The 17,990-nt window shown below is 73.1% G+C and carries 1 protein-coding gene; it reads left to right on the top strand.

Annotated features, from left to right (window positions below):
• Positions 1-56: 56 nt before the first annotated feature.
• A complete protein-coding gene (locus QNO09_RS34815; RefSeq protein ID WP_283974228.1) occupies positions 57-17,957 on the top strand; it encodes a DUF8616 domain-containing protein in 17,901 nt (5,966 codons plus the stop codon).
• Positions 17,958-17,990: the final 33 nt, after the last annotated feature.

Genomic DNA, 17,990 nt, shown 5'->3' with positions numbered 1-17,990 from the left:
ACCGTCCCGGGAGCGGCGGCTGCGCGCTGCCCGCACACCCCCCAGGGCGGCCCCCGATGAGCCTGCAGGCATCGCCCGAGGTCAACGCGATGATCTTCATCCTCACCGGGGAGAAACTCATCGACGCCGACGAGGATCTGGCCTACGACAGCCGCAAGCCCTATTCCGGCCTGGGCCGCAAACTCGACCGGCTCTCCTCACTGATCGACAAGTCGATCCACGACATCGCCGAGTCCATGCCGGACGACCTGTCCAAGTCGTACGCCAAGGCGATGGGCATGCTCATCGACGACGACGGCAAGAACTACCTGCGCGAGTTCGCCGAGCAGCTCGACAAGATCGCCGAGGGCCGGCGCAAGACCTCCATGGACATCATGGAGTCCAAGTGGCAGGTCATCGCCGAGGTCATCCGGCTGCTCATCGAGATCGCCATCTATCTGGCGATGTCCTTCTTCACCGGTGGCGCCTCGGCCAGCCAGATCATGATGGCCAAGCTGCGCAGCCGGTTCATGATCCTCACCACGCTCAGCCATCTGCTGCAGCGGCTGCATCTCGCGCCGTCCCTGACGGAGGCGTTCGCGGAGGCGTTCACCACCTTCGCGGTGCGGCTGGCCATGATGAACTTCGCCCCGAACGGCCGCCGCCCGGACGGCTTCGACTGGAACGACATCCTCAAGTCCGCCGCGTTCGGCGCGGCGGCCGGCTTCCTCACCAGCGTCTTCGACGACTTCGCCAAGAACATCGTCAAGAGCTACGACAACAACTTCCTCAAGCATGGGCCCGACCTCGACTTCAAGAACCCGCCGAAGATTCGCGACAACCCGGATCTCGACTTCAGGCCCGGCCCCGGCCCCCACGGCGGCACCTCCCCGAACGGCCGCCCCGATCCGCACCCGTCCCCGAACGACCCGCCCCCTCCCCGCGACACCCCGACCACCTTCCGGAACGATCCGCTCTCCTTCCGGAACAACACCAACCTGTGGCGCAACAACCAGCTCCTGCGCCACAACGCCGACCGGCCGGGCGCGCTGGCCGGCCACTACGGCCTCAAGGGAACCGCCGACTTCCTCGCCGCAGGCTCCGGCGAGGCCCTCGCGGAGATCCTGATCAAGGGAGCGTTCGACGGCGACTGGTCCACGAGCTGGTCGACCTTCGTCGGCGCGGGCATCAGCAGCCAGGTCGAGGCGACCCTCACCGACATCGCACTGAACAGCGGCGCCGAACTCCGTCACGCCATCGACAAGTTGCGCTTCCAGCCGCCCACCGTGTCGGACACCGACGCCGGTTCCGGCGACCGCGACTCCGCCGACTCGCCGCGCTCCCGTGACGGCGGCGTCGCCGACAGCGCCGGTGACCCCTCGCGAGACGGCGCGGGCGGCAACGCACCCGCCCTCACCTCTCCGCCGCCCGCCACCCGGCAGACCACCGGTTCGGGCGACTTCGCCGGCAGCCCGTCACCGTCCACCGCCTTCACGCAGAGCCCGCCCCCGCCGTACACGACCGTGGACCCCCCGTCCTACTCCCCCGGCCCGCTGCCGGTGACCGCCGCCGACAACGAGCTGTGGCAGCAGGTCCACAACGGCCCGCCGGAGGTACGCGAGCAGGCGCTGCGCGACCTTGCCGCCCTGCGTGGCTCAAAGCCGCCCGGCAGTACCGAGATCGGGGTCCGTGACACGCTGAGCAGCAACCTCTCACACCTGCCCGAGGTGCGGGTGGTGCCCACGGGGAGCGGCCCGGCCGCACAGATCGACGCGGACGGCGTCCGCCGCGCACTCGATTCCCTCGGCGTGCCGGTCACGGTGGACGCCCCGCTGTCCGGCGACACCTCGCTGTCGACTGACGCCTCCGTCTCGACTGACGCCTCCGTCACCGGCGACCGCGCGGAGACGACTCCGGATCAGGGGGCGGCGGCCGGTCCCGTCACCCACAGTGGCTCCGCCACCTCTGCCTCCCCTGGAACCAATTCCGGCGGCAGGCCTGGTGGCGTCTCCTCGGGAGGGACCTCAATGTCGTCGGCGCCTTTCAGCGCGCCGTCGCAGGGCACCCGTACGCCGGACAGTTCGCAGGGGACAGCGGACGGCCAGGACGGCATGCCGCAGCGGGAACCCTCGCAGGGGCAGCGCGTACGGGACCTCCCTGATGGACAGGACACCGGTGACGCGCCGGGCGTGCGAGGCAGCGGCGACGCGGGCGAGGCGAAGGCCGGTCCCGTCCCCACGGTGGGCTCCGCGCCGTCCGAGGCACCCCCGTTCACCATCGTCGTCTCGGAGCTGCCGCCGCCGGAGCAGGGGTCTGCCCGAGCCGCCGAGCTGCTGGACGGGGCCGGAACCGACCGGGCCGTGGTGCTCGGGCCGCCGACCTCGATGGACGAGGCGGGGCATCCGGTGCGCGCGGCCGTCGAGCTGACCCGCGAGGGGCCGGGACGCCCGGTCGAGGTGCGCCCGCTCACCGGCCCGCCGCCCGCCACGACGCCGGACAGCACCGTCGGAACCGGCTTCCCCGGCTCCGACGTGCTACTGCCGCTGGCCGACGCCTTCGGCCCGCCCGCCCCTGCCGGGCCATCTCCCCGTCCCGCCACCCAGAGCGGCCCGACCGTCGACGGCACTCGGACCACCAGCTCCGCAGCGCCATCCGACGGCACCCGGACCACCGGCTCTGCCGGCCCGGCGGACGGCGCACGGACCACCAGCTCCGCAGGCACGACAGACGGCACACGGGCAACCAGCTCCGCGACCCCGGCAGGCGGCACCCGGACCACCAGTCCCATGACCCCGCCCGACGGCACCCCGCCCCCGGCCGCGCCTTCGCCTCCGCCGAGTGAGACGCCGGTCCGTACCGAATCAGCGTCTCCGGGCGCGGATGCGTCGTCCGCGAAGGCGTTGTCGGGGGTGACGCCTCTCGCACAGAGCAGCGGGACGGGACCGGACAGCACGCTCACCGTCCCCGCCACGGCCAAGCTCGCCACTCTGTCGCGCCCATGGGCCGAGCCCGCCACCGATCTGCACCTGGAGTCGGGGGACGGCGAAGGCTCCGCCGGTCGCGGGGACGGTCCGGGCGGCGGACGCGGGTCCGGCAACAGGGGCACCCCGCCCCCGCCGCCACCCCCGCTTTCGCCCACACCGGACACGCCGAACACGCAGGGCTCGCCCAACACATGGGACACGCCGAACGCACCGGACGACTCCGCCCAGACGCCTCCCGTGGCGGCTCCGTCGACGGGGCGGATCATCGTGCGGCCGACGGGCGCCACGGCCGACTCCGACAACGGCGCGGCACGCCCCGAAGGCCGGCCCGTCGTCACCACCCTCGCCGGCCACACCGTGCCCGTCGCGCAGCTGCGGCGCTGGATGCCCGACACCGCCGTGAGGCCGCAACCCGGGCAGGCGGTGCGGACGTTGACCATCTCGCAGAGCCCGGCCGACGACGGTACGGCGCACAGCGAGGGGCGTCGCGCGCTGCTCGGGCAGGACACGTTCCGGGGGGTGCGCACGGTCTCCACTCCCCCGGCCCAGGACACCGGCGCCGCTCCGACGACCGTCTCCCGTGCCGTCTTCACCGGCCCGCCGACCCCGCTGCCCGGCTCCGGTACACAGGAGGGAGCCGACTACTTCGCCGGGCACGGCACCTCCCGTACCGTCACGCTCGGCACCGACGACGCCGCGCACCCCACCGTGAAGGTCAGCGGCGTGCAGTTCGGCCAGGTGCTCAAGTCCTGGTCCGAGGACGGGAATCCGGACCGGCCGATCGTGCTGTTCTCCTGCGAGACCGGACGGCAGCCGGAGGTGGCGGGCCTGCCGGTGGCCCAGCACGTGGCGAACCGCACCGGGCGGCCGGTGTACGCGCCGACCACCGAGGTCGGCACGGCCCGGGACCGCGACGGCAACGTCCGCGCGGTGCTCACCGAGGGCTCGGACGGGCCGGGCCGCTGGCGGCTGTTCACCCCGGAGCCCGTCGGCGCCGACCTCGACGATCTGGCCCGTGACGCCGGGCTGCACGCGGGCCCGGAACCCGCTGACGCCTTCACCCGTGCACGCACCCTTCAGCAGATCCGCACGCTGCGCGACACCTTCGGCCCCGACGCCGAACAGCGCCCGGAAGGGCGGGAGTTGCTGGCCGGGCTCGCCCTGGTCGACCATCTGCGCTGGCTCAGCCCGGACACCGCGGCCCGTTATGGCGACGGCCGCATGACCCCCGGTCTGCTGCGTCGGATGGTCACGCACTGGGCCGACCCCACGGGCGGCACGACCGATCCGGCGACCGATCCCACGCCCGAGCAGTACGCGCGGTTCCTGCGCGAGGCCGCCCGGCTGCGCTCCGCCACGGGCCCCGACGCCACGCTCGACACCCTGCTGCCGCCCCCGCCCCCCGCGCTCCCGCCGACCACCATGGTCTCGCCCGAGGACGTACGCGGACTGACCTACGCGCCCTCCGCGCAGGTCACCTGGTCGCTCTCCGACACCCCGCTGCCGCTCGCGGAGCTCTCCCTCAGCCCCGAGGACACCGCGGAACTCGCGCGCCGCAGACCCGATCTGGTCCCCGCACCGAGCCGGCCGGAGAGCCCCGCCGAGGATCTGACCCTCCTCAGCAAGGGCGCCGTCACACCCGGTCCCTCGGACACGGTGTACGCGGACGGACTCACCTTCACGCGACTGGACACGCCCGGCGGCGGCAACTGCCTCTTCCGGGCGCTGCTCGACAGCGCCCGCGGCCGGACGATACCGCCCGCCTGGGCCGCCCGGAACGTCGCGGGTCTGCGCGGACTGCTGCGCGACCGGATCGCGGGCACCGAACTGGGCGCCGCCGCGGCCACGGCGATCCCGGACCCGGTGTTCGCCGTGGTGGACGACCTGCGCGTGCGCGCCCTCGCGGGAGCGCGCGACGCCGACGAGAGCCGCCGCATCACCGAGGAGTGGAACCGGATCGCGCAGGCGATCGTCACCGACGGCGATCCCGGCCGGTGGCGGCAGCTCCTGCGCGACAGCGACTACCCCCAGCTCGCCGACGTGGCACCCACCCCCACGCAGGCACGGCGGCTCGGTTCCGGGGCCCTGCTCGCGGCGGCCGCCGAGCGTCCCGGGCTGTGGTCGTCCCCCTTCGCCGACCTGCTCCCCGAGGCACTGGCCCACACCCTGGACCTGGATCTGCGGCTCATACAGCCGGACACGCGGTCGCCGGGTCGTTCACTCGTCACCTCGCTGCACCCGGGGGGCAGCGGCGGCACCCTGCACCTGGCCTACAACGGCACCGACCACTACGACGCCCTGGTCCCGGCCTCGGCCCCGCTCACCCCCGTACCGGACCCGGCCACCGCGCAGGACTCCGTCTCCCCCGACCTTCCCGCGCAGGATCCCGTCTCCCCCGACCTTCCCACGCAGCATCCCGTCGGGCCCGACCCCGTCACGCGGGAGCCGAGCGCCGCCCCGGAGTCCCAGGCCACCGACCGGGGCGAACCCGTACCGCTGGAGACCCAGCTGGAACGGCACCGCCCGGCACGTCTGCTGACCGGCCAGGACGCCCCGCCACCGGATCCGGCGCCGCGCACCGTGGCCTTCGAGGACGGCAGCCGCCTGCCCACGGTCCTGATCAGCCCCGACGCCGATCCCGGCGACAGCGCCCCGGGCAGTCGGCCGGACGGGTCCGCGCGGAACGTCCCGACCGGGCTCTTCAACGGCCCCGGCGTCACCACGCTGCGCTCCCCCGAGCTGGTCGCCCGCGAGATCTTCGACAAGCTGCCCAAGCACCTGCGCTCCCGGTTCGACGAGGCGGAGCTGCTGCGCCTGCTGACCGATCAGCCCAGTGCCTTCACCGCCCCGCGCGGTGCGCGCTTCGTGGGACGGGAGAAGTCCGGCGTCGGCCTGGAGATGACGGTCGAAGCCGTCCCGTACCACCGCTGGGAGCGTTTCTCCGACGTCGACGGCGGCACCGTCCGCGTCGACACCATGCGGCGCGGCCAGGCCGGTACGGGCGGAGGGCGCAGCGTCGGGTTCGGGCGCCGGATCGCCGGTGCCCTGAGCATGGGTCCCCCGCTCAACTGGCTGCTGAAGATCGGTGTCTCCGCGGGCTGGACCCGCAGGACCGACTACACCCAGGGCACGCAGGCGTACCACCAGTCCGAGTGGCGCGCCCACGAGGGCTCGCACCTGCACCTGGACGACGTCTACTACCGGGTGCGGGTGGACCGCGTCACGGAGGAACCGAAGCCCTCCTCGGGTCCCGTCGACAGCAACGGCGGGAACACCCGGTCCGCCACGCCGTCCGACTCGCCCGCGCCGCAACCCGCCTGGCGGCGCAGCCAGGTGCACACCGCGGGCTTCGCCCTGCGTGACGGGCTCAGCTGGCGGCTGCCGGACGACCTCACCGTGCCCTTCAAGGGGCCCCGGCGCGCTCCCCGGACGCTCACCTTCCCGGACGGCGCCGAGCCGCGGGTCACCGACATCACCGGCCTGCACCTGACGGACCCGCCCGAGGACCTGGCCCTCGCCATCTCCGGTGCCCGGCCCGGCAGTTCGGCCCACCGCACCGTGGTCTCGTACGTCCGGCCGACGCGGCTGCTCGCGCTGTTCGGACGGATGACCAGCCCGGTCACCGGGCCCGAGCTGACCCGGGGCGGTGGCCGGCACCCGCTGGGGCATCTGGTCGTGGAGCGGTCGGTGCCGCACCGGGCCACCCTGGTCACCGAGTCGGTCAAGGCCGAGTTGCGCGACCTCACCCAGACCACCTACCAGAACGAACGCGGACACGTCCGTGACACCCGCTTCGGGATCCAGGTCACCGCCGGGCCGAACCACACCCTCGTCGGCCCGGAGACGGACGTACGCCTCCAGGGCGGTCCGCTGGTCCGCGCGGACCTCACCAGTGGGCGCGGCCACCACCTCGGTGCGGACGCGGCACGCAAGACCACCGGCCGCGTCCGCAACCACCCGCTGGCGCTCTACCGGGTGGAGCGCACCCTGATGGTGCGCAAGCCCGGCGAACCGGCGTCGGCGGCCCGTCCGGTCCGGGTGGTCAGCCTGGACTGGATGTCCACCCAGGACGCCCGCCGCCTCGCGGGCTGGGACAGCCGCACGCCCGGCCAAGCCGGGCCGAACCCGGACGCCGAGCCGCCCGTGCCGTGGTACCTCACCCGCGAGGACCCGGTCCACCTCAGCGGCCAGGTCCGGGCCGAGGGCTTCCGCCCCGACCGCCCGCAGAACGACCACCCGCGCGCCCACCGGGACCAGCCGCAGGGGCAGAACCGGCCACAGGTTCAGCCCTCCACCCACGCACCAGCGCCGACACCCGCGCCTGCCCCTGGCCCCGCCCTTGCGCCGGCACCCGCTCAGGACCCGGCCGGGCAACCCGCGCCGCAGGACCCGATGCGTGCCTTCGCCGACGCCGTGCTGGACACGCTGCACCGCTCGTACCCGTCGCTGTTCGTCCCGCCGCTGATGCTGCGCCACCCGCGGCTGGCCAAGTTCTGGTACGGCGACGGGCGGATGCGGACCGCGCTGCACAACGACCGTCAGGTGCGTGAGGCGCTCAACCGGCCGAGCCTGGCGCAGAGCCTGGACGACCTGACCACCACCGGGGTCCCGGTCAGCCTCACCGAGGACGGCAAGGTACACCGCGGCCATCACACCCTGATCCTCAGAGCGCGTCTGAGCGACCGGCGGTTCGAGACCACCATGAGCGAGCGCTCCCTGCGCAACGCCGTGATCGGCACCGAGATCTCCGGCCAGGGACAGCAGGCGTCCACCACGCTCTCCGGCGGCGTCGAGCTGGGCGTCTCGCCGCGGGACCACGACAAGGTGCCCGAGGCCGGGCTGCCGCGCCAGGCCGGCAGCGTCACCGTCGGGGCCCGGTACGCCAAGACCGACCAGAAGGCGACCAGGAACACCGTCGCGGTCACGCACGACCAGCTCACGTTCCAGAACGGCGCCGACCTCTACAGCTACCGGGTGGAGCTGGGCGCCTCGTTCGAGGGGCACCGCCGCCCGCGGGGCTGGGCCCGGCTCGCCTCGGTCGGCCTGCTCGGTGCGGGTGCCTTCGTCAGCAAGGTCGAGGAGCGGCCCCTGTTCACCCGGGGCGCCGAGACCGTGGGCCGGGTGGAGCTGGCCGTGCCCGCCGCGCACGGCTCCGAACGCCACGCCCCCGCGGACCCGCCGACCGGCCGGCCCGCCCCGGCCCCCACGACCACCTCGCAGCGGCTCTCCTCCACCGAGGCCGACCAACTCCTCGACGGCACCCGCCCGGTGCACCGGGTGGACTCGGCCGACCGGCGGCTCACCCAGCGGCTGCTGAGGGCGCCGCACGCGGTGCTCAGCACCGAGGGCGGCCCGCGGCGCCAGCAGCTCGCGCAGGACACCGCCGACCGGGCCACCGGCTCGTCCTGGCACATCGGCGCACCCGGCGCACCGGCCCGCACCGCTCTGCGCCGGGCGATGGCGAACCTCAGTGTGGCCGGCCAACTGGGGCAGTACCTGGGCCCGTTCGGCTCGCGCATCGCGGGACTGTCCGGCGCCGGACCGCTCCAGGCCCACTACCTCAAGGCCGCGATCCGCGGGGAGCTGCACCATCTGCGCGTCAGGAGCGACCCGAAGCCGGCCAGTCTGGAAGCCACCCTCGGCAACGAGCACCGGGTCCTCGGCAGCGCGAGCACCGTCTCGCACGCCACCCTCGGCATACAGGGAGCCGACATGCCGCTGCAGCAGGCCCCCGGCGGGCCTGCGCTGGTCGGCACCTACTCGACCGCCCTGCAGTACGCCTGGGGCCGGGGCCGCAGCATCGCCCAGACCCTCACGCGGGGCCGCAACACCACCCTCACCTTCGCCGGGCGCATGTACCTGGTGGTCGCCGACGCCACCGAGACCATCGCGGTGCGGGACCGGTGGACGGCCGCGATGGGCCTGGTGGGCACCCGTGCCGGGTCCCGGATCAGCTCCGCGGCCGGGCGCCTCTCGGAGCACCTCGGGCGCCGCCTGGCACCGCGCCGGGCCGCCGCCGCGCTCCAGCGCATCCGCGACGCGGTGATGTTCCACCTGCCGATGCAGGACGCCATCGAGGCCGGGCTCGCCCCGGACGGGCTGGGCACCGGCACCCCGCACAACCTCGCCGGCGGCTACCGGGTGCCCGGCTTCCTGCGCGGCCGGCGCTTCCCCACCCACCCCAGCGGCCAGCTCGACGCGAGCCGTGCCGCAAGCCATCTGATGCGGCAGCTGGAGCGGATCGGCGTGCCCTCGCACGACCGCGAGCAGGTCCTGCAGCGGCTCTCACCGGACTTCCTCCGCGCCCACCTCCACGAGCTGACCACCGACGGGATGACCCTGCCGGTCCGCTACCGCACCTGGACGAGCCCGCACCACCTGCCGGTCGGCGGCAGCCCCGGTCGGCTCCTCTTCCGGCTGACCCCGGTCACCACCACCGTGGAGAAGCTGCGCACCGGCTTCGAGCTGGAGGACTACCGCACCATCGCCCGCGACGACGCCGTCGCGACCTCCCAGAACCGCGGCGCCGACGCGACGCTCAGCGTCGCCCAGCGCGCCGCGGGCAGCGGCGGCATCCTCACCGCCAACCCGTCGCTCCAGGGCACCGCGGCAAAGCAGCGGTCGAGCGCCCGGACCGAGACGACCGGCAGTACCGCGATGCCGAACATCGCCACCACCCAGGCGCACGCCGAACTCGTCACCAGCTATGTGCTGACCGTCTCCATGAGCGACGCGACCGGCGCGCCCCTCGCGCCCCGGGTCGGCGCCTCGGTCGGCACCCTCAACGAGATGCTGCCGGCGTCTCTGCTCACCCCGGACGGGGACGGCTCGGACAGCGCGCTCACCGAACAGGACGTGCCCGAACCGGAGCGCGCGGTGAAGCTGCTCACCGCCGAGCAGGCCCTTCCCGAGGGCATCGCCGCCTGGCGCACCTCCACCGACAACACCGACAGCGCACATGGCATCGACCGCACCGACCGCACCGACCACCCAGGCACCACCAGCCCGAACACCGCCGCACCGGGCACCACCGCCCCGAGCACGGCCGACTCCGACGTCCTTCCCTTCGACGACCGCATCGGTTCCGGGATCCTCGCCGTGGACATCGTCGGCGCGGCCAATGTGCAGGACGCGCTCACTCTCGCCACCGCCCGCGCGGACGGTTTCGGCGACAGCGACCTCGGCCGCCGGCACACCGGCACGAGCCTCGCCGAACGGGTGCGCATGGCCCGTCTCACCCCGCTCACCGGCCTCGGTACGGCCCCCGCCCAGGCCCAGGCGGAGGCCACCTCCCAGGGCGGTCTGACCGCCGGCTTCCGCGAGGCGCTGGGCCCGCACGGCTCGCCGCTGCCGACCCAGTCCTCCGCCCGCCTCTTCGGCCAGTCCCACACCGCCGACGCCCGTCTCTACGCGAAGATGCACCGCGGCGGCGCCCGGCTGCTCGCCGTGGAGAACAAGCCCCGCATGGAGGCCATGCAGCGCCGCAAGACCTCCGACGCGCTGGAATCCGGCATCACCGACAACGTCGAGGGCGCGGTGGGCACCTCCCCGCTGGCGGGCACCAGCAACGCGGGCCTGACCAACCCCGGCGCCACGGTCCCGATCGGCGGCGCGAACGACACGACGGCCCTCAAGGGCTCCGTGGACACCACGCTCGGCACCCACGTCAAGGTCGTCACCGACCGCAGCATGCTCTTCGCGCTGCCGGTGAGCTGGCTGTCGGTCGCCGAGGCACACCACCAGATGTCCGACAGCCGCCCGCTGCACGCCCTCGGCAAGGCACGCCGCGGACCGCGTGCCGCGGAGGCCCGGACGACCGCCCTGGTCTGGCTGCGCGAGGACATCGCCCGCGACCACGGCCTCCTCGACGACACCTCCTTCCCCGACGAGGTCGGTTCCGCCTGGGACGACCTGGCGAAGGCGACCGCCGACCTGGCCACGGCCGAGCAGCGCTACTACGACGCCCGCGCACGGGCCCGCGACACCTGGCTCGACCTGACTCCGCAGGAGCGGGCCGCCGTGGACGACGACACCGCCGGGACCACCGGTCCGGGCTCCGTGACCCGGTCGCCGGCCGTCCGCGCCTGGCAGGCGGCCCGCGCGGAGGTCCGCCTCTGGGAGCGGCGCACCGATGCCGCCGCCGCCGACCACCACCGTCTGCACCTGGCCGCGACCCGCCTCACCGCCCACCACCGGAACCCGTCCGCCGTTCCCGCGCCGGAGAAGCCGCAGGAGTACACCGAGCCGGCGTGGCGCTCCGAGGCTCCCGAGCCGTACATCGTCACCGACACCGCCGGTTCCGGCCCCCGCACCCTCACCTCGCCGGACGGCGCCATGGTGCGCGAGGTGCACGACGTGCCGCACGACGGCGCCTCGTTCTTCCACGCGCTGCTCGCCGTCGCCCAGGACCGGGCCCGGCTGCCCCACCTGCTCGGCACCGACCTCGCCGTCCGGCTCGCCGCGGCGCCCGGCGGCCCCGAGGTCACCGCCGAGGCCGTCGGCGCCGCACGCGACCGCCTCGCCTGGGAACTGGGCGAGGACGGCAACGAGGACCTGCTCGACGCGCTCGCCCTGGACGCGGCCGACACCTTCACACAGGGCGAACTCGACGCCGCCGGAGTGGAGTTCACTCCGGCCCAGCAAGCCGAGTTCGACGCCTTCGGGCGCCTTCCGCAGACCTTCTGGCCCACTCCCGGTCAGCGGGTGGCCCTGGCCGTCGCGGCCTTGTCCCGTCCGTTCGCGAGCGAGCCGCTCCCGGACGCAGCGGGGTACCCGGACGGCGAGCAGGCCCCGCCGGAACGTCGCGCCGGTGACCATGGCGGCGCCGATCTGCTGCCCGCCCTCGCCGCCCGGGTCCTGGGCACGCCGCTCACCGTGGTCACCGGCGAGGGCCGCAGCCAGTTGTTCCTTCCGCACGGTGCCGACCCGGCCGGTGTACGGCCGGCCACCGACCCGGTCCTTCTCGCCGCCGGTGGCTTCTTCCACGCCGCGCTCCCGCCCGGCACCCCGCCCCCGGTCGCCACCGCGCTGCCGGCCCCCACCGACTCCACCGTCTCCACGGGCGCCGCGGACACGGGCACGACGACCGCGGACCCCACCCGCGGCACGCCCGGGAAGCCCCTCCCCCGCCGCAGTCACTCCACTCCGCCCTGGATGCCGCCCGCCGGGAGTTCCGGCCCGCGCTACCGCCTCGACCGGGACGGCGTGCTCACCGCACCCGACGGCGCCACCTACACCCAGGGCACACCCAGCGGCCGCGGCAACGGCTTCTTCGGCGCTCTGTCCACGGCCCTGCGTGAGGCGGCCGCGCACCCCGGGCTGCCCTCCCGCGAGGCGGCACGCCTGCGCACCCGTGCCGAGGCGACACCCTCCCAGTTGATGCGGCTGAACGGCCTCCCCGGCGAAGCGACCATGCGCGACGCGCTGTTCACACCCCCGCCCCCGCGGCTCCGCCCGGGCGCGCCCGCGCCCAGCCCGGAGGCCCTCGAAGGGCAGCTGCGCCGTCACCTCTCCGTGGCCCCGTGGGGCGCCGAGGCCGACCACGCGGTGGCCGAGTGGGCCGCCGCCGCGACCGGCACGACCGTCACCCTGATCGAGGAGAACGGCACCGCGCACACCTACACCGGCCCTTCCGCGGACAGCCCTCACCTGCGCCTGCGCCGCCGCGGCGGTGACATCGTCCCGCTCCTGTCCCGCACCCCGGCACCCGAGCCGCCCTCGGAACAGGGGACTCCTCCCACCGAGGCGACCGACCTCTCGCCCTTGCCGGAACAGGACCCGGCGGCGATCCCGCTGCCCCTCTCGCCCGTCCCCACGACGGGCAGCGACGTCACGCACGCGCCGGACGAGGAGGAGGCGTACGAGCTGAGCACGCTGTCCGGCACCGGCACGGACGCGCCGTCCACGGCCCCGGAGCCGGCCCTGCGTCCCTTCAAGCTGGGCAGCTACGAGTTCACCAACCTCAACCAGACGGACACCTACCTCGACAAGGCCGTCCGCATCATCGAACTGCTCGACGAACACGCCACCATCAAGCACTACATCGGCGACCGCACCGTCCGCATCACCCTGCACCTGCGCACCACCGAGACCCCCGCCGACGTCATCGACCGCGGCGCAGACGGCGTCGACATCAACCTCGCCAGCTACTACTTCGAGAAATACGACACCGGCTACATCATGGGCATGCTCGCCCACGAGATCGGCCTGCACCCCCTCGCCTCCCGCAACCCGGAGATAGCGGAGCAGGAAGAGGCCTACCAGGGCATGCCCCTGACCGTGCCGGGCCTGACCGACCTCGATCCCCCGCGCACCATGAACACCGACCGGGCGGGCCAGGCCGACCACGTCATGGCCGCCTATCCCCCCACCATCCGGCACCGCCTCTACCGCGACATCGTCATCGAGATGGCCCAGGTGCTCGCGCAGCGCGCCCGGGTGGGCGTGCCCGGCGCCAAGTCCCAGGACGTCACCGACCTGTTCGACACCTACCTGATGGACCTGGCCTCGATCGCGGTCACCAGCGACCACCGGCTGAACGCGGTCAAGGAGCCCAACTACACGGCGCGGGTCTACAACGCCTACAAGGAGGAGCTGCGCGCCCGGTTGGGCGACAACGCCGCACTTCGGGATCTCCTGCCGTCGAACAAGACCCTGTTCGGTGTCGCACGGAACTTCACCCAGCTCGCGACGAGCATCGCGACCAACAACCGCGGTGACAGCATCCAGCGACCCCTCGGACCGGGCGAGACACGCCCCCGGCTCCCCGGCAGCAGCGGGGGCACGGCGACGCCGGACCCGGCGCCCTCCGCACCGCCGTCCAGGGGGTCGCGCGACCACCGCCCCCGGTTTGTCGTCCGCTCGGGCTTCGACGCTCGGCGCTTCGCCTACGACGGTGAGCCGGTCACCGACCTCACCGTGCGCGTCACGCTGCGCGGTACGAACGAGCAGGCCGTCCGCGTCTTCGAGGAACTCCGCGGCGGGGTCGAGGAGTTCCTGAACGATCCCGCCTACCGGCTGCCCAACGGTGACCGGCTGCACGTCACGGTCGAACACGTCGACCCCACCGACCCGAACGCCGACACCCCGCACCTGACCGTGGACCTGACCGGCCGGGACCGGGCGATGGACCAGGTCACCTGGTGGACCGACGCCGCGCCGGTCCAACTGGTCCACGAGCTCACCCACCAGCTCGGCCTGCGCGACGAGTACCGCGACGCCGACGCCCCGCACCGCCCCCACATCCTCGGCAGCCTGCTCGGCAGTCTCGACGAGGCGCCCGAGGACCCCGCGCTCGCTCCCGCCGGTCTGCGCGACCGGCACCTGGCCCTGCTCGGAGCGCTCATCGGCGAGGTGACCCAGGCGCCCCCGCCGGACGGCGAGGTGTCCGGCCTGAGCTGGGCGGCTGCCCGGAGCGCCGCCGCACGCGAACCCCGCGAGTCCGTGTGGGTCGACCCGGTGTCGCTGCCCCGGACCGCCGACGGCACGACGATCGCCGACGTCGTCCCGGCCCACATGCAGCAGGACACGGACGCGCCGTCCACGGCCCCGGAGCCGGCCCTGCGTCCCTTCAAGCTGGGCAGCTACGAGTTCACCAACCTCAACCAGACGGACACCTACCTCGACAAGGCCGTCCGCATCATCGAACTGCTCGACGAACACGCCACCATCAAGCACTACATCGGCGACCGCACCGTCCGCATCACCCTGCACCTGCGCACCACCGAGACCCCCGCCGACGTCATCGACCGCGGCGCAGACGGCGTCGACATCAACCTCGCCAGCTACTACTTCGAGAAATACGACACCGGCTACATCATGGGCATGCTCGCCCACGAGATCGGCCTGCACCCCCTCGCCTCCCGCAACACCAGGATCCCCGAGGAAGAAGAGCTGTACCGGGGCATGCCCCTGCTGGTCCCCGGCCTCGAAACCCTCAACACCCCCCGCTTCATGAACACCGAGGGCGCCGGCCAGGAAGACCACATCATGGCCGCCTTCCCCCACACCCTGCGCCACGGCATCTACCGCGACATCGTCCTGGAGATGGCCGGTGTGCTGGAACGGCGCGCCCGGGTGGGCGTGCCCGGGGCCAAGTCCCGGGACGTCACCGATCTGATCGACACCTACCTGATGGACCTGGCCTCCATCGCGGTGACGAACGATCACCGGGCCAAGGCGATCCTCGACCCCGGCTACACGGCCCGGGTCTACAACGCCTACAAGGCGCAGTTCGCCGAGCGGCTGGCCGAGGACAGTCCCGTCCGTCCCCTGCTGCCGGCCGACAAGGGCAGGTTCGGCGTGCTGGGGGACTTCGCCCAACTCGCCACCAGTGTCGGCACCAACAACCGGGGCGACAGCATCCAGCGACCCGCCGCCGCGGCACCGACGGCCACGACCACCGGCGAGGCACGTCCCCGGCTTCCTCAGGCGGGAGCCGACGGCACGGTGGCCACCGGCGTCCCGCCCCGCATGCCGCAGGAGGCGAACTCCGCGCCCGAGGCGCCGGATCGGGTCCTCGCTCCCTTCAAGTCGGGGAACTTCGAGTTCACCAACCTCAAGCACACGAACGAGAAGTACCGCGACAAGGCGATCCGCATCATCGAACTGCTCCGCAAGCACGCGACGATCCGCGCGTACGTCGACGGCCGCCCCGTGCGGATCACCCTGCACCTGCGCACCACCGAGACCCCCGCCGACGTCATCGACCGCGGCGCAGACGGCGTCGACATCAACCTCGCCAGCTACTACTTCGAGAAATACGACACCGGCTACATCATGGGCATGCTCGCCCACGAGATCGGCCTGCACCCCCTCGCCTCCCGCAACACCAGGATCCCCGAGGAAGAAGAGCTGTACCGGGGCATGCCCCTGCTGGTCCCCGGCCTCGAAACCCTCAACACCCCCCGCTTCATGAACACCGAGGGCGCCGGCCAGGAAGACCACATCATGGCCGCCTTCCCCCACACCCTGCGCCACGGCATCTACCGCGACATCGTCCTGGAGATGGCCGGTGTGCTGGAGGAGGAAGCCCGCACGGGTGAGGAGGGCGCCAAGGCCAAGGACGTCACGGACCTCATCGACACCTACCTGATGGACCTGGCCACGATCGCGATCACCAACGACCGGCGCAGGGACGCGGCCTGGGAACCCCGTTACACGGCGAAGGTCTACAACGCCTACAAGGCGCAGTTCGCCGCGCGACTGGCTGACGACAGCCCGGTGCGCCGGCTGCTGCCGCCGGACAAGAGGTGGTTCAACGTCACCAACAACTTCCTCGGCCTCGGCGCCAGCTTCGCCTTCAACAACCAGGGCGACAGCATCCAGACCTCCGCACCGGAGGCCGGCGGCCAGCCAACGGACGAGTCCCGGCCCCGGCTCTCCGGCACCGACGGCGACCCGACGCCGTCGTACCCCTCCCCCGGTGCTCCTCGGCCGCGAGGGCCCCGCGACCACCGTCCCCGCTTCGTCGTCCGCTCGGGCTTCGACGCTCGGCGCTTCGCCTACGACGGCGAGCCCGTCACCGACCTCACCGTCCGCGTCGCCCTGCGCGGCACGCACGACGAGACGTCCCGTGTCTTCGACCGGCTCCGGGCGGGCGTGGACGAGTACCTCAACGCTCCCGGTCATCTACTCCCCGGCGGAGACCGGCTGCATGTCACCGTCGAACACGTCGACCCCACCGACCCGGGTGCCGACACCCCCCACCTGACCGTGGACCTGACCGGCCGGGACCGGGCCATGGACCAGAACACCTGGTGGACCGACGCCACTCCCGTCCAACTGCTCCACGAACTCACCCACCAGCTCGGCCTGCGCGACGAATACCGCGACACCGACGCCCCGCACCGCCCCCACGTCCCCGGCAGCCTCCTCGGCGCCCTCGACGAAGCCCCCGAGGACAGCTCACTCGCGGCGGCCGGTCTGCGCGACCGGCACCTGGCCCTGCTCGGAGCGCTCATCGGCGAGGTGCCACCGCAGCCTCGAGATGGTGACGAGGACACCGATCGGACCTGGCAGGAGACACGCACCGGCACCACTCCGGTCCCACGCACCTCCGTCTGGGTGGACCCGGTCTCCCTCCCCGGTGCCGTCGACGGCACCGACGGCACGACGATGACCGAAGTCCCCGCCCACATGCCGCGAAGCTCGGACGCGGCACCCGCCGCCACGGAGCCGACCCCGACCCCCTTCCGGTCGGGGAACTTCGAGTTCACCAACCTGAAGCACACGAACGAGAGGTACCGCGACAAGGCGGTCCGGATCATCGAACTGCTCGGGGATCACCCGACGATCCGCGACTACGTCGGCGACCGCACGGTCCGGATCACCCTGCATCTGCGCACGACCGAGACCCCGGCGGACGTGCGCGACCTGGGCGCCGACGGCGTGCAGATCAACCTCGCCAGCTACTACTTCGAGAAGTACGACATCGGCTACATCATGGGCATGCTCGCCCACGAGATCGGCCTGCACCCCCTCGCCTCCCGGGACGCGGGGATTCCCGACGAGGAGTCCATGTTCCAGGACATTCCGCTGCCGGTGCCGGGCCTGGCGGATCTGGCCGTTCCGCGCACCATGAGCACGCGGGGCGCCGGGCAGGCCGACCACATCATGGCGGCCTTCCCCAGCAGCACGAGGCACCGTGTCTACCGCGAGATCGTGGTGGAGACGGCCGAGATACTCGCCCGGCAGACGCAGGCGGGGGAAGAGGGCGCGAAGGCCGCGGACGTCACCGACCTGTTCGACTGTTACCTCATGGACCTGGCGTCCATCGCGATCACCAACGACTACCGGATGAACGCGGCCAGGGAACCCAACTACACGGCGAGGGTGTACAACGCCTACAAGGACCTGCTGCGCGCCCGGCTGGAGGACAACACCGCGCTGCGCGATCTCCTGCCGACGAACAAGAGCCTCCTCGGCGTGATCAACGACTTCCGTCGCATCGGCACGCACATGGCGTTCAACAACCGCGGCGACAGCATCCAGTAGGCCGACGCCACCCGAAGGTGGCCACCCGTTGGC

The organism is Streptomyces sp. 378 (assembly GCF_030124145.1).
Taxonomy (GTDB): Bacteria; Actinomycetota; Actinomycetes; order Streptomycetales; family Streptomycetaceae; genus Streptomyces.
Note: the sequence above shows the minus strand (reverse complement) of the source record. Positions and strands in the feature narration are given on the sequence as shown.